Below are 19,011 nucleotides of genomic sequence, written 5' to 3'. Positions count from 1 at the left end.
CTGGCAGAGTGAGATTCCTATGCATAATCGAATCTTCGGCATTGAAACCGAATATGGCCTGCTCATTAAGGCCGATCAACCGGACGTGTCTCCTTCCTGGGTCGCACGCCGGATCATTGAATATTTGTTTGGCCAGAAAAAACATGGCGTGATTGATTGGCATTATCGTGGGCATGATGAACCTCCAGGCAATGGAGGCTTTTTGCTCAACGCAGGCCGGATGTATGTCGATATGGGACATCTTGAATATGCCTCGCCGGAATGCCATTCGTTGTGGGATCTCGTGGCTGTGGACCGTGCCGGAGATTGGCTATTGCAGGACTGTCTGGATGAACTAGGGCTTTCTGAGTTGGTGTCGATCATAAAAAATAATATTGATCATGAGACAGACGCGACATTTGGCTGCCATGAAAACTACCTGGTCACGCGAGATTTTCCCTTTACTTATAAAGGATTAGGGTTACTAATGCCTTTTCTTGTGACACGCCAGGTCTTTACCGGCGCCGGCCGAATCGGGATGGCACGTTCCGTGGATGGCTGGATTAACCTGGACGATATTGAAGGGCGTGGGAGAGACCGGTCACGGGGATCAGCGGCAGAGGGGGTGGTCTATCAAATTTCCCAGCGTCCGGATTACATCGTCAACGATTTTTTTGAATGGGTCCAACACAACCGGGCCATTGTAAATACCCGGGATGAGCCCTTGGCCGACCCCGAACGGTTCCGGCGTTTGCATTTGCTCATGGGCGATTCGAACATGGCAGAAGAGGCCACCCTATTGAAAATGGGTACAACCGGATTGGTCCTGCAATTAATCGAAGAAGGGCATGCCCCACAAGGGTTGGATTTCGATGATCCTGTCCAGACCTTGCGAGCCATCTCCCGCGACCCTCAGCAAAAATGGATGGTCACTCTCTCAACCGGCCAGCACCTTTCTGCCTTGGATATCCAGGAGCAATTTTGGAAAGCCGCTGATAAACACTATGCCGGGCAGGATGAGGAAACAGATTGGGTTCTGGCCCATTGGGAATCGGTCGTGAAGGATTTACACAAAGGGTATCAGGAGGTGGTGGGCCGGGTTGATTGGGCCTCCAAGCTCTCGTTGCTGGAAACCTTTCGGGAAGCAGAGAAATTGGAATGGGACGATCCCTGGTTGAAAAGTTTGGATTTGGAATATCACAATGTCGATCCACAGGCAGGGCTGTACCATGGCATGGCAGAAGAAGGCGATGCGCCGCGCTTTACGACGAACGACCTGGTCGAGTTGGCGAAAGGTCATCCACCACGAAATACCCGTGCGTTCGGGCGATCAGAAATCATTCGCCATATCGTTAAGGAAGGGTGGGCAGATTTCTTAGAGAAGGCGACAGGCCATCATGATCCGCGCCGGCCACCTTATGTCATCAATTGGTCGGTTTTGCAACTTCAGGGGAGTCCGGCTTTTGTCATGGCCGATCCCTTTCGCAGCTATGTGCAGGAAAGTCGCGATTATTGCGATGAATGGTCCTCTCGCCCTTCCATGGAATCTCTCCCTAATAAACCAGATATCTAAAGCGCGGACCGAGTATGCCGGTGGCACCATTTAGTCTGCCGTTTATTAAGTGTTGACGCCTTTACTGCATTATTCGACAGTGATAACTTAAACTAAGTAAGGGAAGGCAAGCAGGCGTATGTCAAGGGCGTTATCAAAATTTTTTAACGAAATCAGTTCTAGGCTAGCTGATCCTTCAGGATAGGAACTCCAGGTAATAAAACAATATGCTTAAATATCGGTTTTTCGTGGTTTAGTGGAGGATAGCGTGATAGATCGTGGCATCCTGACATGTAAGGATCATTTTTCAAATGGCGCCCTATAATTACCACCAATTTATTGGAAGTTTTTAGCCCGTCTCGAAGGTGAGGGCTGTGGCTCATAATTTGCTCTCTTTATCTTTAGGAAAGGATGAAATCCCTAGGTATGGTTCTGTCCAGTTTGGTCTTGAAAGCCATAACATTAAATGTCCATGGAGTTTATAGCCATGGTAGTTTTGACCTCGCACGAATGAAACCAATTTGTGGGAATGTCCCATCCGCACGATGTCAGGAAGTCGAGGCTGCAACAACGATAACTGAGAGCTTTGTTTTTATGAAATGAATTGGGATAGGTTTATTTTGTGATTAAGGGAGGGAGGCCCAAATTCTCAGAGAAAATAGGTAGCTGGCAATCTGGATGAAATTTATGGCGCCTGCGTTATGTCCTCAATCGGGCTTTATTTCATTTCCATGAAAACCCGTTGTCTGTCATTGCAGAGAACATTTGGACTCACGTTGAGGAAAGCCAGTGTCGGTGCGGAAAAAATCCTAGGTTTGATCTATGGTGTTCTTGGGGATGCTGATTGTCGATTGTGTATCCCTACCTGCACTCAAATCGGATTTGTTTTGATTTGAGGAAGTGTATTTTTTCTTTCTGTGCTTTCCATATCTGTAAGGCTGTACCCAAAATATATTTACGCATAGGTTTTTTAGTTATGGGGTGTCGGACTCCTCCACTTGTTTTACTCAACTGGATTGGGCTCTGTTTCTCCCTATGAGTAGGCGTTATTTCGTGTGCAGGCTCAATTTCTTTGCACTGAAGAGTTTCTCTGGTTGGGAACCCCATCGGTATTTGATCGAATCAAGAGAGCTCAATTCGTTCCATTGTTCACGATTTCACATAGAAGAAACACTCAAATGAAAATTAGCCCATTTCTGTTTATTTCAGTCTGTTTGCTCACGGTATCCTGCACGTATAAAAAAGAGGCTGAAACTGTCGATACTCATCAGGTGATTTATCCGGTCGTAGAAGACGCGGAATATAGCAGCAAATATGTCGCCCAAATTCAATCGGTGAATTATGTAGAGATACGAAGTAAGATTAGAGGTTATATTGAAAAAATCTATGTTGATGAAGGGCAACCGGTCAAGAAAGGGCAGTTATTGTTTGCCTTGACCAATAACGTATTTGAAAAGGAATTGCAAAAAGCGAACGCGGCGTATCGAAGTGCCTTGGCAGACCTGAAGGTTGCCAAAGTTGAACTAGCAAACGTGACCGTGTTGGTAGAAAAAAATATTGTGTCTAAATCGGAGCTGTATGTTATTCAAGCCAAGGTAGATGCATTGAAAGCCGACGTGGAAGAAGCGATGGCCAACAAAGAGCAGGAAGCATTAAACCTTTCGTTTTCAAAAATACGAGCTCCCTTTGACGGTTTCATTAACCGTATTCCAAATAAAGTAGGAAGTTTGATAGCCGAAGGAGACATCTTAACCTCACTGTCTGATAATCGTGAGGTATTCGCCTATTTCAACCTTTCAGAAGTCGATTATCTTAATTACATTGCTTCTGGAGAACGAGGGACCAAGGTTGTGAGCTTTGAGCTCGCCAATCAAGTCCTTTATGGGTATGAAGGAACGATAGAAATGATTGAAAGTGAATTCGACAGCTCAACAGGGAATATTGCGTTCAGGGCCAGATTCCCCAACCCCGATGGACTATTAAAACAGGGGGCAAATGGGAAGGTCATTGTTCATAAAATACTGGAAAATGCGTTGCTCATTCCTCAAAAATCAACATTTGAAATCCAAGATCAATTGTATGTGTACGTGGTGAATCAAGACAATGTGCTGGAACAAAGGAATATTGTTTCTAAAATGCGACTGCCAAATTTGTACGTGGTGGAATCGGGTTTGTCTGAAGACGAACAGATCCTGTTCGAGGGTGTGGAGAATGTGATGAATGGAGACAAGGTGCACCCTGTTCATGTTGATATTGCCACCGCCATGCTGTGAAGCAGTCAAGATTGAGAAACATTAGATACCTATGACTGCAATATTTATTCATCGTCCGGTTCTCTCCATCGTTATATCTCTTTTCATCACATTGCTGGGCTTATTGTCCTTTACCCAACTCCCTGTTACTCAGTTTCCCGATATTACTCCTCCCGAAGTCAATGTGACGTCAAAATTTATTGGTGCGAATGCCGAGGCGGTGGTCAAGGCGGTGGTGACTCCACTTGAGCGAGCCATTAATGGTGTCGCTGGCATGGCCTACATGGCGTCGGTTTCTGGGAATGATGGCACCAGCCTTATCCAGATTATTTTTAAGGCCGGGACCGACCCGGAGATAGCCGCTGTCAACGTTCAGAACAGAGTGGCTTCCGCCTTGGAAGAGTTACCCCCAGAGGCGATTAAGTCCGGAGTGATCGTCGAAAAGGTACAAAACAGTATGTTGTTGTATATCAACATACTCAGTCTGGATCCCACGATAGACGAAAAATTTCTCTACAATTTCACTGATATCAATGTCCTGAAGGAGCTGAAAAGAATTGATGGCGTCGGTTTTGCTGAAATTTTGGGATCAAGGGAATATGCCATGCGTGTGTGGCTAAGGCCCAATAAATTAGTCATGTACAACATTTCAGCTCTCGAGGTTATCGAAAAATTACAGGCCCAGAATGTAGAAGCTGCGCCGGGTAAAATTGGCGAAAGCTCAGGTAGGAATAAGAACGCCCAGGCCCTTCAGTATGTGTTGAAATATACCGGCAAACACAATACAAAAGAAGCTTATGAAGATTTGGTGTTAAGTAGTACGGATGATGGGGAAATTCTGCGGCTAAAAGACGTCGCAGACATTGAATTCGATTCCCAGGATTATGATGTTCTCTCCAAGGAAAACGGACAAGCCTCCGCTGCTATTGTGTTAAAACAGCGCCCCGGAAGTAATGCCAAGGAGGTGATCAATACGATCAAGGAGAAAATGGAGGAAATTAAATCGACGTCATTCCCTCCAGGGATGGATTACAGCCTCAGTTATGATGTTTCTCAGTTTTTGGATGCCTCCATTCATCAAGTCCTGACAACCCTGGTTGAAGCCTTTCTTCTGGTATCCCTGGTGGTGTTTGTCTTTTTGCAGAATGTTCGGCTCACCATCATCCCTATTTTGGCCGTACCGGTATCTCTGGTCGGCACATTTTTCTTCATGCACATGATGGGTTTTTCTCTGAATCTCATTACTCTTTTTGCGTTGGTTCTTGCCATAGGTATTGTGGTCGATAACGCGATTGTGGTGATTGAAGCGGTTCATGCCAAGATGGAGGGTTTAGGAATTGGAGCCCAGCAAGCTACCGAGGAAGCCATGCATGAAATTAGTGGGGCCATTATGGCCATTACCCTTGTCATGTCGGCTGTGTTTTTGCCCGTTGCGTTTATGGATGGACCGACGGGAATTTTTTACAGGCAGTTTTCTTTGACTATGGCCTGCTCTATTGTTCTTTCAGGGATAACCGCGCTCACACTGACCCCCGCGCTTTGTGCCGTGTTTCTTAAAAATACCCACAACAGCGAGCACCCTCAACCATCGCGACTTCAGAAATTATTTGATGGATTCAATCGGTGGTATGACAATCTTTCTGATAACTACAAAAAACTCATTAGCGCGATAGGGAACAGAAGGATTATCACTTTTGGGGTTCTGCTTGGTTTTTCCGTGGGCACCGGTTTGATCGGGGCGTTTGTTCCCTCGGGCTTTATTCCTAATGAAGATCAAGGCACGATTTATGCCAATGTCACCGCTCCAACAGGCGCGACTCTTGAACGCACGGAAAAAGTTGTCGATGAAGTGCAGCAAATTGCCTCAGAATTGGAGGATGTTACTTCAGTCTCAAGTCTTGCAGGGTTCAGCATCCTGTCGGAAGGTACGGGTGCCGTCTACGGAATGAATCTGATCAGTTTGAAAAAATGGAATGAACGAATGGCTTCCGATAATGAAATTATCAGCCTTCTTGAAGAAAAAACCAAACATATTAAAGATGCCAGCATTGAATTTTTTACCCCCCCCCCTGTGCCGGGTTATGGGAATTCCAGCGGTTTTGAAATGCGGTTGTTAGACAAAACCGGTTCGGGCACCCTTGAGGAATTGCAAAAAACGGCTGATTCCTTTGTCGATGACCTTAACAAACGGCCGGAAATCGCTAATGCTTTTACCACCTTCAATGCACGTTTTCCTCAGTTTATGCTTCATATCGATGGCGAGAAGGCGGCTCAAAAGGGAGTCACGGCTGAAAATGCGATGAATACCCTTCAAGCACTGATTGGCAGTGTGTATGCGACCAACTTCATCCGCTTCGGCCAGATGTATAAAGTCATGGTCCAGGCGCTTCCAGAGTTTCGTGCAGAACCTGATGATCTGATGAAGTTATATATCAAAAATGACACAGGGGAAATGGTCCACTTTTCTTCTTTTCTTCGCGTTGAAAAAATTTATGGTCCTGAGCAGGTGACCCGTTACAATATGTACCCCTCAGCCATGATCAATGGTCAGCCTGCCAAAGGGTACAGCAGCGGGCAGGCTATTACCGCCATCAAGGAGGTGGCTGCCAGTAAATTGCCGAAAGGTTTTGGATACGATTGGGCAGGGTCATCACGAGATGAGGCCCAAATGGGCAATCAGGCCATTTACATTTTTCTGATTTGCTTATTATTTGTGTATCTACTCCTCGCCGCACAATATGAGAGTTTTTTACTGCCCATGCCGGTCATTCTTTCCCTACCCGTTGGGATCTTTGGTGCCTTATTTTTCCTGTTAATTATGGGTTTGGAAAATAATATCTACGCTCAAATCGCGATGATCATGTTGATTGGCATTCTCGGTAAAAATGCCATTCTGATCATCGAATTTGCCATATTGCAGCAGAAACGGGGAAAAACCGCCTTTGAAGCAGCGATTGAGGGGGCCGCACTGCGTTTGCGTCCAATATTGATGACATCATTCGCATTTATTGCCGGGCTCCTTCCATTGATGTTTGCCTCGGGAGCCGGTGAGATCGGAAACAATACCATTGGCTCTGCGGCGGCGGGAGGTATGTTTTTCGGGACCATTTTCGGCGTGATTCTTATCCCGGGCTTATATGTGGTGCTTGCAACGATGGGAGAGAGCAAAAATCGAGAGGAAAGATCGAAAACAGGGAAGGCGTCCCGGTTGAGTTTTAAGTCGAGGTTTAAACTTGCCCGCAGGTTAGCCAAACTTCAATAGTCCGCGTTTCGTCAGGGAACTCAGTCCATTTTTAACGAATTTTAGAATTTTTTCTTATACACAATGAAACGTCATATGTATTCCTTTCTTATCATTTTGTTCCTGGTTCTAATTTTTAATGGCTGCACAGGACTGAAGACCGATCTGGCCATTCAGGAAAACGAAATACCAACAAGCTTTAAGGACAAAACAGATACCACGAATATCGCTGACATCCAATGGAAAGATTACTTTGTTGACCCGCTCCTCCATGAATTAATTGAGACTGCCATTGAGAATAACCTTGATTTGCAAATGGCTTTGCAGCGAATTGAAATTTCTCGTTCAAGTGTCCGGGCAGCCACAGGGGCACTGATGCCGACAATGGGTTTGGGTGTAGGAACCGCCATTCGCCGATACGGACTGTACACCATGGACGGGGCAGGGAACGCGACGACCGACTTTAAATCAGGTCAACAAATTCCCGCTAACTTGCCTGATCTTTTTGTGGGCTTACAGTCATCGTGGGAAGTTGATATTTGGGGGAAGTTGCAAAACCAGCGCAGTTCCGCAATGGCGAAATTTCTGGCCAGTATCGAAGGGACGAGCTTTGTCGTTTCTAATCTCGTAGCGGATGTAGCCATCTATTATAACGAATTGCAGGCTTTGGATAATGAGTTGGACATCATCAGGCAAACCCTCCACACACAGTACGAATCGTTGGAGGTGGTTGAACTGCAAAAGGAAGCCGGCAGGGCAACTGAATTAGCCGTGGAACTATTCAAGGCTCAAGTGCTCAATACCAGTATTTTGGAAAAAGAGGTCCTGCAACAAATTACGATCACCGAAAATCACATAAACTTTTTGTTAGGCCGCTATCCCCAAACTATAGAACGGACCAAAGGCCAATATTTCTCGGAAATTCCACATGAAATTGCATCGGGTGTTCCTTCACAATTATTGGCAAACCGCCCGGATGTTCGTGAAGCCGAATTGCAGATCAAGGGCAGTAATTTCGATTTGAAAGTAGCTAAGGCTGCATTTTTCCCAAGCTTTAACATCACGGCAAGTTTTGGGTTTCAGGCATTCAATCCCGATTTTTTATTTGTGGCCCCTGCCTCAATCGCCTATACCGCCGTAGGCACGTTGGTCGCACCACTTATTAATAGAAACGCGTTACAAGCACAGTTCAATAATGCCGAAGCCAATCAGTTGACTGCCATGTATCACTACCAAAAAACAATTTTGAACGCCTATGTGGAAGTGGCCAATGAGCTCTCTAATATTCATAACTTGCGAAAAATCAATATTCTGAAAAAGAAACAAAACGAAGTGTTGCGACAATCCGTTGAAACATCACACTTACTCTATAGATATGGCCGGGCAACCTACCTGGAGGTCCTCACTGCACAACGGAATACCTTGCAATCCGATCTCGAATTGATCAATTTTGCCAAGCAACTTCGTATCGCGGCAGTAAAAATTTACAAGGCATTAGGCGGTGGATGGAAATAAAATCCCTACTTATTGGAATCTTTCTTGGATTGAGTTGAAAACACGGTAGGGGATGGATATTTTTAATGTCCTTCGACCAGGAAGATGATGCATGAAAATAGAGGCGGTGTTCTTTAGAGCGTTGTTTGGGGTTATGGTCTTTACGGAGTTGGGTTTGGCCGATGTGTTCGAAGTCAAGGAAGCTGTGGAAGGGGTCATTTGCCGAAAGCTGGCCACGGATTATGCGAACGATTCTACCACCCTTACCATACAAGCCATCGCGCAACTACAAATTTGTCTTGCTCAAACATTGAAAAATTCGGCCTCGTCTTCGGCATTACCATTACCTCGAAATTTTGACATTCAACCTTCTCGCTCTTCGACAAGTATTGGCGACACCACGCTTCCAACTCCACCAACTCCTCCAACACCTCCAAAGTCCCTGAAAATTCGATGAGGATTGTCTTGTCGCCCTTCTCTTAAAGTACTGTCCAATTAAGCAAGATATATTAAGAAGGCTAATGGAAATGGTCGTGCAGCCTTCTCCCTTTTGCTGTTGTGTCGTACTCGCCCGAAATCAAGCAACCCGTCAGGCCTATTCCTGTCTATTTTGACGATGGTTCCGGCCGAATCCTTGAACGGTTCGTAGATCCCTCCACCGGTTTCTGGTGTTGATTAGAGTTGTCTCTGGAATTACTGTCTTAGTAGAAGTAGGTTTGGCGATCTTCTCGAACCTGATCAGGTACCCGTCGCGGCATTCTCTCCTCGATTTCCATATCCGATTAAAAGCGATTTGACCATTTCATAAAAACCACTCACGGCAATCAGGATCGTCTCGTCGCAGAACTCATAATCCGGCTGATGGAGGCCCGGTGCATGCTCACCAATGCCGAGTCCGAAATGCAGGATAGGGCAAATCTCGGCAAAATGCCCAAAGTCCTCCGACCAGCGGAACGGTTTGGGAATTTCAATGGCCACAATTCCTGCATCCAGACACACGCGCTCCAAGGTATCAACCAAGGCATCATCGTTGACGGTCGCTGGAAAATCCTGCACCCACTCGACTTCCGCAAAGAGCAGTTCCGCTGCGGCACAATCGCGAACACACTGTTCAGCTTCGCGTTGCAAGGTTTGAAGGCTCGCCGCAGAAGCTGCACGCAGCGTGGCACACACGGTCGCCTCTCCCGGTGTAAGCCCAAACGACATGAGCCCCAGCTGGGCATGAGTCAACGTGAGCATACGATAGGGATTGTCCGTGATTCTGCTCAATCGGGGGAGTTCAGCGAGTAGCTGTCCGACCGCATTTGCAGGTGACCGAGCTTGTTCAGGCTCGGCCGCGTGGGACGCTTGACCAAGGAGACGAACTCTCATTCCGACAGATGCACTGGCGAATGTCCCCCTTCGATACACGACATGCCCGCTGGGAAAGCCTGGTAGATTATGCATAGTTATGGCGTAGTCCGGCCGGACCTTCTCAAAATTCGGATCATCGATAATCGCCCGTGCGCCTGCCCCTGTTTCCTCTGCGGGCTGGAATAATAGCACCACTCGGCCACAGCTTGGTGGCGTGCGATGAAGCAGGGGTGCCAGGCCCGCCACGATGGCCATATGTCCGTCATGACCGCATCGGTGGGCGATGTTCGCTCCAGGAACGAGCCATTGGTTTTTGTCTGCTTCTTCTACAGGAAGGCCATCCAGTTCACATCGAATCATCACCGTTGGCCCAGGATGTTGTCCCTCATAAACCGCTGCGATTCCATAACCACCGAGATGAGTCAGGATTTTGTCTGGTGCATAGGAATGCAGAAAGTTTGCGATAAGTGTTGAGGTCATGACCTCTGATCCGGCTACTTCCGGGCAAGCCGCAAGGGAACCGCGAAGGGTGACTAAAATGCCTTCAAGTATGTGGTCATGACGAATGTTCTGCATGTTTTTATTCTATGGTGGCAAGGTGTCTCTGTCCACTGGCCCAGATCAGTTGCAGTCGGAGCATTGGCGGAACGCGGGCTTATCGAGCCCATAATGGGGTACAGATTTCCCGGAATCGATCAACCTCTAATCCTTGATTCACTTTGCGAGGTCGAAATGAGAGCGGAAATAGTCGATGGCTTTGTCGAGGCCTTGTTCTAAAGTAATCCGAGGTTCCCACTTAAGCAGGGTTTTGGCCTTCTCGATATTGGGCCGGCGCACTTTGGGGTCGTCGATGGGGAGGGGGTGTTGCGTAATCGTGCTCGATGAGTTGGTGAGTTTGATCACTGTCTCGGCAATATCCATAACCGTGAGCTCATGTGGATTGCCTATGTTAACTGGGTCATGGATAGATCCAAGGTTAGCTTGAGTTAATCCGAACCGTACCGAATCCTGAAATTCTTGATTCTTTCGAAGTTCGTCCGCCGGGGCCTGGAGAAGGGCAACAATTCCTGCGACCAGATCATCAACGTAACAAAAGCTACGGGTCTGAGACCCATCGCCATACACGGTTAACGGATGGCCTTGTAATGCTTGAACGATAAAATTGGACACCACCCGCCCATCCTTTGGGCGCATCCGTGGACCATAGGTATTGAAAATTCTGACAATTCGAGTATCGAGGCCATGGAACCGATGATAGGCGGTGGTTAAGGCTTCGGCAAATCGTTTGGCTTCGTCATACACCCCACGGGGACTAATGGGATTGACATTGCCCCAATAGGTTTCAGGCTGTGGGTTGACCAGTGGATCCCCATACACTTCAGAGGTACTGGCTAGAAGAAATCGCGCCTGTTTCGCTTTGGCTAAGCCCAAGGCTTTGTGCGTGCCTAATGCACCGACTTTCATGGTGGCGATGGGAAATTCCAGATAGTCCTGTGGGCTTGCCGGTGAGGCAAAATGCATGACGGCATCGACTGGTCCGTCGACATGAAGGTAATCGCAGACATTGTAGTGAATAAATGAGAACTCCGGATGGCCCATGAGGGCACTGATATTCTCTGTGCGTCCGGTAAGGAGATTGTCCAGGCAAATGACTGAATGTCCTTGAAGGATAAGCGTTTCACATAAATGACTTCCTAGGAATCCGGCGCCTCCGGTTATGAATATCCGCATGCGATTTCTCCTTCTATACTTCTGAATTTGTGTGAACCAATGAACGGGAGACCTTGTCCGAAGCTGCAAGAGTGTTAGATAATAGGGTAATGTCTATGCCATTTTCAAACCATTCTCCTTTTTCTTTTCCTCTGTCTCGTCGGGCTCTCTTCAAGCTTGGGGGACTGGCTTCCATTGGCTTCGGCCTTCCTGGATGCGATATGGGGTCGATGTTTGCGGTCCCTCCACGAGAGACCACATATTTTACCTCGAACGATAAATTTTATACCGTGAATTTCATGGATGCTTCCTACAACTTTACGCGGGACCTGGATGTGGAGCAATGGAAAATGGTGGTCAAAGGCGCCGTGGAACGCCCTGTGGTTATGAAGTGGCGTGATTTGCTCAACTGGGAATCCTTTGATCAGGCTGTGACCCTGATGTGCATTGATACGCTTCCAGGCGGGAGTAGCTTGGGGACCGCCATGTGGCGAGGAATTTCCCTCAAAAAACTTTTGCAAAACATCGGAGCTGATGAAGACATTGCCAGGGATGTGATTTTTAGAGCGGCTGACGGGTATTCCGACAGCATTCCATTTTCCAGGGCGATGGAAGATGATGTCATGTTGGCCTATCTGATGAATGGGGAAAAGCTTCCCAAGGATCACGGCTTTCCTGTTCGCCTGATTGTTCCAGGTCTCTACGGGATAAAAAATGTGAAGTGGATTACGGAAATCGAAGTCTATAACGGAGACTACCTGGGCTACTGGCAGCAAAAAGGTTGGACGGATGATGGGACTATTCATATTTTTTCCCGCATTGATAGCCCTGGTCATTATCAGTCGTTACAAGGCCTTCGACAACGCTTGCGCGGGATTGCCTACGGGGGACCGGAGAGCATCAGTGAAGTTCAACTGAGTTTTGATCAGGAGAAAACATGGGTGTCTGCGGAAATCGAACCACCCCTGTCTCCGTTAACCTGGGTGATCTGGAATTATGATTGGAGTCCGCCAAAACCTGGCAAGCACATGGTGTCTATCAGGGCTATCGATACCAAGGGAAAGATCCAAACCTCGGAAATCACGAGACCACAGCCAGCTGGGGCAACGGGATTGCATTCCATTGTTCTGGATGTACTGAACGCTTAAACGGGGTTGTCAGGCTTTTTAGCCGTCGTGCGAATAGAGAGCTCCTGTAGTTGTTCTAGTGTGACGGGGGAGGGGGCTTCGGTCATCAGGCATTGAGCCTTCTGTGTTTTAGGAAACGGGATCACTTCTCGAATCGATTCCGTCTTGCCGAGTAACATCACCAACCGATCAAGTCCCAGCGCGATGCCTCCATGAGGCGGGGCCCCTGATTCCAAGGCATCTAAGAGAAATCCAAATTTTTCACGAGCCTCCGTTTTGGAGATGTTGAGTAAGTCAAAGACTTTTGACTGAACTTGTGGCGCATGAATTCGAATACTCCCTCCCCCTAACTCAAAGCCATTCAACACCAGGTCATAGGCTTGAGTTCGAATCTTGAGGGGATCGGTTTCCAGAAGCGGGATATCATTTGGGTGAGGAGCCGTAAACGGATGGTGCAGCGCGACATACCGTTTGGCGGCATCGTCATATTCAAACATGGGAAAATCCATGACCCACAAGGGTTCCCACCGGTTTCGGTCAATCAATTGAAGCTCCTCTCCCAGCAGTAGGCGAAGGCGTCCTAAGACTTGATGGACGATGGGCGCTTGATCTGCGACAAATATGAGCAGGTCCTCGGATTTGGCCGAGGGGAGCGCTTCACGTAGGGCATGAGTCTTGAAAAATTTGGCGATGGAGGAATCCAGATTGCCCTCATCATTAATTTTGACCCAGGCTAGCCCCTTGGCCCCGAATTCTTTCGCCGTATCAATCAGATTGTCTATCCGGTTTCGGGTGAAGGCGTTTCCCCCAGGAACGATAAGGGCTTTAACGATCCCCCCGTTTTCCACTGCACTCCGAAAGACTTTAAAATCGCAGGTTGTGGAAAATTGACTCAGGTCTTGGAGCTGAAGATCAAAGCGGAGATCCGGTTTGTCCGTTCCATAGCGTCCCATGGCCTCTTCAAAGGACAGCCGAGGCAGCGGGGTGGGGAAATCAATGCTCTTGGTCTCTTTAAAGACAAGTCTGACCATATGTTCGATCAGGTTCATGATATCTTCCTGATCCACGAACGACATTTCGACATCGATTTGCGTAAATTCTGGTTGTCGATCCAGCCTGAGGTCTTCATCGCGGAAGCATCGGGCCAGTTGATAATAACGATCAGTTCCCCCAATCATAAGAATCTGCTTAAAGAGTTGCGGCGATTGGGGAAGTGCAAAAAAATCACCTGGGTTGACTCGACTCGGTACGAGATAATCCCGTGCGCCTTCCGGTGTGCTTTTCGTTAAAATGGGTGTTTCCACTTCTATGAATTGATTGGCGTGAAGGAATTGTCGCACGAGATGTGACACCTGACTGCGGAGTTGAAGAAGTTCTTGCATCTTTGGCCGTCGAAGGTCCAGGTACCGGTGCTTTAAACGAAGGGTCTCTGAGGTGGTGATGGTATCGTCAAGTGCAAAGGGGAGGGGTTTGGCTTCATTGAGAATGATGAGTGCTGTTGTTCGTATTTCTATGGCACCGGTCGGGATGTGGGGGTTGGCTGATCCCTCAGGTCGCAGCGTCACCTCACCTGTGACGGTGATGACGTACTCATTGCGAAGATGATCGGCTAGTTGATGTACCGTGGGCTCCTTTTCTGAATCAAACACGATTTGTGTGAGTCCGTAGCGGTCGCGAAGGTCAATAAACCTCACTCCGCCATGGTCGCGACGGCTAGCCACCCAGCCTGCCAGAGTCACGGTTTGGCCAACGTGATCCAAGGAGAGTTCACCGCAATGATGTGATCGTTTCAACTGTAGGATCCTTTCCAATACCTGTCAGCTTTTGATGGGAGAACATGAAACCAAGAATATGGAAGTTCAAGTTTTAAATTTGAATCGGCTTGGTGATGTGACGCCTGGTCGGCGGGGCCGTGCTTTGCTTGTGGTGTCAGGAGTCGAGATCGTCTTCTTGCGCCTGATGGGTTTGGAGTTTCCCTGGCGCGGCCAAAACTGACCAGCTGGCCCAGATTTAGGGAGCTTTTCCGTTCTTTTGATCGTCTGATCCTTGGATCGGTACAGCCCTGCTTGGTCGGTCGTTCCCGCAGGCGCTGGGGTGCTCCTACTTCTCATGGAATTCGGGTTTGGTGAACGGGGCCGCGAAGGAGCCGTAGGTCTGGATGTAGGGAATTTTTCTGAATGCTTAATAGGCTGACGAGTGGGCAGCCATGGTCGAGTTTTCCCTGTCGTTCCCGCAGGCGCTGGGGTGCTCTTACTTCTCATGGAATTCGGGTTTGGTGAACGGGGCCGTAACTGTCCTGCAGGTCTTGATGTTGGGATTTTTTCGGCCCTCTTTGCCGGCTGGTGGATAGCCAGACGTGGCGATTCAGGTGCGATGAGTAAATGCCGAAGGTCATTCGCTTCCTTATCTGTCAAGTATCGCGTTTGACCTGGAGGAAGGGTTCCAAGGTTCAAAGGTCCAAACTGAACACGTTTTAACCGGATTACTGGATGGCCAATTTGTTCAAACATGCGTTTGACTTGGTGTTTACGTCCTTCATGAATGGTAATTTCCACCCAAGAATTCGCTGCCGCCTTTCCAGCTTTTTTTACTTTTGCGGGAGCTGTTGGCCCATCTTCTAACATCAGTCCATGTCGAAGTTTTTGAATTTCTGGTTCTTCTAAGATACCCTTGATTTTTACAAGATAGGTTTTATGGACATGATGTGCGGGGTGAAGACAGGCTTGGGCAATATCACCGTTATTGGTGAGCAGCAGTAGGCCTTCACTATCATAGTCCAAACGTCCGACGGGAAATAACCGGATGGAAGGTTTCGGAACCAAGGCTTTGATCGTAGGGCGCCCAGCAGGATCATGCAACGTGGAGATATATCCCAAAGGCTTATTGAGCATGAGAAACATATCAGGAGGGCGGGATTTCAGGTGGCGTCCTTCGACCTTGATATGGTCAATCGCAGGATCGACTTTGGTCCCTAGTGTCATGACCGTTTCCCCGTTGACGGTGACCAGTCCATGTTGGATAAGTTCTTCAGCCTTGCGTCTGGAGGCGAAGCCGGAACGGGCGATGATTTTTTGTAAACGAACTGTTTTCTCTGCCTGAGCCATACCTATTCCCATTCGATCGTTGCCGGGGGTTTTGAGCTAATGTCATACACCACACGGTTGACCCCTTGCACTTCATTGATAATTCGATTGGACATTTTGCCCAATACCTCTGGCGGAATCACTCCCCAGTCCGCAGTCATGCCGTCTGTACTGGTGACGGCACGAATGGCGACCACTGATTCGTAGGTCCGTTGGTCGCCCATGACTCCCACAGTCTGGATTGGCAGTAAAACAGCGAACGATTGCCAGATGGTTCTTGACAGTCCGGCGCGTTCAATTTCATCACGGACAATGGCATCCGCCTCACGAAGAATTGCCAGGCGCTGTGCGGTCACAGAACCGATGATGCGAATTGCTAAGCCCGGACCGGGAAAGGGTTGTCGCCAAACAATGTCCTCTGGCAGACCTAATTCCAATCCCAATTGACGAACTTCATCTTTAAACAATTCTCGAAAAGGTTCAATCAGTTTAAATTTCATGCGTTTCGGTAAGCCACCGACATTATGATGTGTTTTGATCGTTGCCGAGGGCCCTTTCACGCTCAGACTTTCAATCACATCAGGATACAGTGTCCCTTGAACGAGAAATTTGACTGTGCCTAAAGATACTGCTTCTTGTTCGAAAACTTTGATGAATTGACGACCAATGATTTTTCGTTTGCGTTCCGGGTCTGTTGTGCGCCCCAGTGCTGATAGAAAGGTGTCTCCATGGTCAGCAATGCGAACTTTCAGATGATAGGCAGAATCGAACGTGGTTTGTAATTGTGCCACTTCATTCTTTCGCATAAGGCCATTGTCAATAAAGATGCAGGTCAATTGGTCTCCAATTGCCCGGTGAGCCAGGACAGCGGCCACTGTAGAATCCACTCCCCCGCTAAGTGCGCAAATGACCTTGTCGCTGCCGACAGTCTGACGGATGTTTGTCACGGCTTGTTCGATGAATGACCCCATTGTCCAAGTTGGCTCGCAGTGGCAAATATGACGTGCAAAGTTTTGAAGAATAGTTGACCCGTGGAGGGTATGGATGACTTCAGGGTGGAACTGGATCCCAAAGAGCTGTTGGGTATTTGGGGAGGACTTCATCGCGGCGATCGGGGCATGGGTCGTGTGGGCAATCACTTGAAATCCTGGTGGAAGTTGTTGAACGGAATCCCCATGAGACATCCACACAGGAAATGCGGTTGCGGGATCAAGGCCAAGAAATAAATTCGTGTTGTCGTCAATGGTCAGATCGGCTCGACCGAATTCACGATGGGGTGTGGGATTGACGGTTCCGCCACATTGATGGGCGAGTAATTGCATGCCGTAGCAGATGCCCAGGATGGGTATGGCAAGATCAAAAATTTGGCTGTCTATTTTGGGGGCATGGGCATGAGTAACGCTGGCCGGACCTCCGGAAAAAATAATCCCTTTGGGGTGGTAGTTAAGGATGTCCTGAACCGTCGCCTGCGAGGGGAGGATGACAGAGAAAATGTGGAATTCGCGTATCCGCCGTGCGATGAGTTGCGTATACTGCGATCCAAAATCAAGAATGACAATGGTATCGTGTTGCGAGTGCATGAGCCTGCGAGTTAATTTGTCAACGTGGGAACTGACTGACTTAAGGGCAGAACCAGATTTTAGTCAGCCCGATAATTTGGGGCCTCTTTGGTAATCACCACATCATGAACGTGGGCCTCCCGAAGCCCTGCAGAGGTGAGCTGAAGGAACTGAGCATTCTGTTGAAGTTCTTCGATTGTCCGACATCCGCAGTACCCCATTCCTGCCTTCAGCCCTCCGACTAATTGATAGACCATGACCGCGAGATTTCCTTTATAGGGAACTCTGGCTTCAATGCCTTCGGGAACTAATTTGGAAGTTTCGCGGCCTTCTTGAAAGTAGCGATCCTTTCCTCCTCGTTCCATGGCTCCCAGTGATCCCATCCCCCGGTATTCTTTGTAGGTTCGGCCCTGATACAAAACGGTTTCACCTGGCGATTCTTCGGTTCCGGCAAAAAGTGATCCGATCATCACGCAAGAGGCCCCGGCCGCGAGGGCCTTGGTGAGATCTCCCGAGTATTTGATGCCTCCATCAGCAATTAAGGGTATTTGGTGTTCTTTGGCGACGGTGGCACAATCGGCCACTGCCGTTAGTTGAGGGACTCCGGCTCCTGATACAATTCTGGTGGTGCAGATTGAGCCTGGCCCGACTCCAACTTTAATGGCATCTGCTCCGGCCTTAATGAGATCCAGCGTGGCAGCAGAAGTTGCGACATTTCCTGCCATCAGCTCCAGGTCCGGATAGCGGGATTTAATGTCTTTGACTTTGTCCAAGACGCTTTGAGAGTGCCCATGAGCGGTATCGACAACGATTAGGTCAATTCCAGCTTTTGTGAGCCGTTCCAGCCGTTCTTCTACATCAGGTCCGACCCCGACGGCCGCGCCAACGCGCAGACGCCCGTGCGCATCTTTGCAGGCAAAAGGATATTTGATTTTTTTCTGAATGTCTTTAATGGTGATCAACCCTTTTAGCTCAAATTGATCATTCACTACCGGAAGTTTTTCAATGCGATGCTCATGAAGGATTGCCTGGGCTTGGTCTAATCCAGTGCCCTCAGGGGCAGTCACTAGGTTGTTTTTCGTCATAACCTGGGAAACTTTGAGATCCAGACGGTTTTCAAAACGAAGGTCTCGATTCGTTAAGATTCCAACCAATTTGCTATCTTTGGTTACAGGGATTCCGGATATGCGATAGGTCGACATGAGATGGTGAGCATCGCGAATAGTATGATCCGGGGAGATGGTAATCGGAGAAAGGATCATCCCGCTTTCTGATTTTTTGACCTTATCGACTTCTGAGGCCTGCACGTCAGGGGAGAGTGCACGGTGAATAATTCCAATCCCCCCTTCCCGCGCTATCGCAATGGCCAATCGCCCTTCGGTGACGGTGTCCATGGCCGCGCTCAGAATGGGGATATTGATACGAATATTTCGAGTGAGTTGGGTGGAGGGATCCACATCAGATGGAATGATATTTGAATGGCGTGGGACCAAAACCACGTCATCAAAAGTGAGCCCTATTCGTAATTGTTTCTCCAACATGAGTTAGGCCTTGTATCCTGTCCCTTGCCGAAATCTGTATACGGAAAAGTCTTTCATCATAATTTTCTTTTAAAAGTCAGTCAATGTCCTTCTTGTTTTTCCAGATGGGATTGGGAGAAC

11 protein-coding genes and 1 pseudogene are annotated in these 19,011 nt (G+C 48.2%); 6 read left to right on the top strand and 6 right to left on the bottom strand.

The window, feature by feature from the left end; translation table 11 throughout:
* Positions 1–19: 19 nt before the first annotated feature.
* From PJI16_02730 to PJI16_02710, 5 genes are all read left to right on the top strand, one after another.
* Entirely contained in the window at positions 20–1,552 is a 1,533-nt protein-coding gene (locus PJI16_02730; GenBank protein MDT3776472.1) for a proteasome accessory factor PafA2 family protein, read from the top strand.
* Positions 1,553–2,709: 1,157 nt separating this feature from the next.
* Positions 2,710–3,804 carry an efflux RND transporter periplasmic adaptor subunit gene (locus PJI16_02725; protein MDT3776471.1) on the top strand — a complete coding sequence of 365 codons (1,095 nt, stop codon included), beginning with the start codon at positions 2,710–2,712 and terminating at the stop codon, positions 3,802–3,804.
* A 31-nt stretch (positions 3,805–3,835) separates the two neighbouring features.
* On the top strand, positions 3,836–7,045 hold the full coding sequence (locus PJI16_02720; GenBank protein ID MDT3776470.1) for an efflux RND transporter permease subunit: 3,210 nt from the start codon (positions 3,836–3,838) through the stop codon (positions 7,043–7,045).
* 75 nt (positions 7,046–7,120) lie between these two features.
* A complete protein-coding gene (locus PJI16_02715) occupies positions 7,121–8,539 on the top strand; it encodes a TolC family protein (GenBank protein MDT3776469.1) in 1,419 nt (472 codons plus the stop codon).
* A 91-nt stretch (positions 8,540–8,630) separates the two neighbouring features.
* Complete coding sequence (locus tag PJI16_02710; protein ID MDT3776468.1) at positions 8,631–8,975, top strand: hypothetical protein; 345 nt, start codon at positions 8,631–8,633, stop codon at positions 8,973–8,975.
* A gap of 281 nt (positions 8,976–9,256) precedes the next feature.
* Here the strand turns inward: PJI16_02710 and PJI16_02705 are convergent, their stop codons facing one another.
* Positions 9,257–10,447 carry an amidohydrolase gene (locus PJI16_02705; GenBank protein ID MDT3776467.1) on the bottom strand — a complete coding sequence of 397 codons (1,191 nt, stop codon included), beginning with the start codon at positions 10,445–10,447 and terminating at the stop codon, positions 9,257–9,259.
* Positions 10,448–10,585: 138 nt separating this feature from the next.
* The gene (locus PJI16_02700; protein ID MDT3776466.1) at positions 10,586–11,602 is read right to left on the bottom strand and encodes an SDR family oxidoreductase; all 1,017 of its coding nucleotides are present in this window, start codon (positions 11,600–11,602) and stop codon (positions 10,586–10,588) included.
* 95 nt (positions 11,603–11,697) lie between these two features.
* Here PJI16_02700 and PJI16_02695 point away from each other — a divergent pair, with 95 nt between their 5' ends.
* Entirely contained in the window at positions 11,698–12,729 is a 1,032-nt protein-coding gene (locus PJI16_02695) for a molybdopterin-dependent oxidoreductase (GenBank protein MDT3776465.1), read from the top strand.
* Here the strand turns inward: PJI16_02695 and aspS are convergent.
* The 4 genes and pseudogenes from aspS to guaB form a co-directional block, all read right to left on the bottom strand.
* Positions 12,726–14,501, bottom strand: a complete 1,776-nt coding sequence (aspS, locus tag PJI16_02690; protein MDT3776464.1) for an aspartate--tRNA ligase — start codon at positions 14,499–14,501, stop codon at positions 12,726–12,728. The two genes, PJI16_02695 and aspS, sit on opposite strands and share 4 nt — an antisense overlap.
* A 594-nt stretch (positions 14,502–15,095) precedes the next feature.
* Positions 15,096–15,812, bottom strand: a pseudogene (locus tag PJI16_02685) (pseudouridine synthase).
* A 2-nt stretch (positions 15,813–15,814) separates the two neighbouring features.
* Entirely contained in the window at positions 15,815–17,371 is a 1,557-nt protein-coding gene (gene guaA, locus PJI16_02680; GenBank protein MDT3776463.1) for a glutamine-hydrolyzing GMP synthase, read from the bottom strand.
* 59 nt (positions 17,372–17,430) lie between these two features.
* The gene (gene guaB / locus PJI16_02675) at positions 17,431–18,891 is read right to left on the bottom strand and encodes an IMP dehydrogenase (protein MDT3776462.1); all 1,461 of its coding nucleotides are present in this window, start codon (positions 18,889–18,891) and stop codon (positions 17,431–17,433) included.
* Between the last annotated feature and the right edge of the window lie 120 nt (positions 18,892–19,011).

The sequence above is a fragment of the Nitrospira sp. MA-1 genome, from assembly GCA_032139905.1.
Lineage (GTDB): Bacteria > Nitrospirota > Nitrospiria > Nitrospirales > UBA8639 > Nitrospira_E.
The sequence above is the reverse complement of the archived record's forward strand: the minus strand, read 5'-3'. Positions and strand labels throughout refer to the sequence as shown.

Excerpts from the sequence above, each read along its gene's own strand:
- PJI16_02710 (MDT3776468.1), top strand. The coding sequence starts at position 8,631 with ATGAAAATAGAGGCGGTGTTCTTTAGAGCGTTGTTTGGGGTTATGGTC.
- PJI16_02725 (MDT3776471.1), top strand. The coding sequence starts at position 2,710 with ATGAAAATTAGCCCATTTCTGTTTATTTCAGTCTGTTTGCTCACGGTA.
- guaA (MDT3776463.1), bottom strand. The coding sequence starts at position 17,371 with ATGCACTCGCAACACGATACCATTGTCATTCTTGATTTTGGATCGCAG.
- PJI16_02700 (MDT3776466.1), bottom strand. The coding sequence starts at position 11,602 with ATGCGGATATTCATAACCGGAGGCGCCGGATTCCTAGGAAGTCATTTA.
- PJI16_02715 (MDT3776469.1), top strand. The coding sequence starts at position 7,121 with ATGTATTCCTTTCTTATCATTTTGTTCCTGGTTCTAATTTTTAATGGC.
- guaB (MDT3776462.1), bottom strand. The coding sequence starts at position 18,891 with ATGTTGGAGAAACAATTACGAATAGGGCTCACTTTTGATGACGTGGTT.
- PJI16_02730 (MDT3776472.1), top strand. The coding sequence starts at position 20 with ATGCATAATCGAATCTTCGGCATTGAAACCGAATATGGCCTGCTCATT.
- PJI16_02705 (MDT3776467.1), bottom strand. The coding sequence starts at position 10,447 with ATGCAGAACATTCGTCATGACCACATACTTGAAGGCATTTTAGTCACC.
- PJI16_02720 (MDT3776470.1), top strand. The coding sequence starts at position 3,836 with ATGACTGCAATATTTATTCATCGTCCGGTTCTCTCCATCGTTATATCT.
- PJI16_02695 (MDT3776465.1), top strand. The coding sequence starts at position 11,698 with ATGCCATTTTCAAACCATTCTCCTTTTTCTTTTCCTCTGTCTCGTCGG.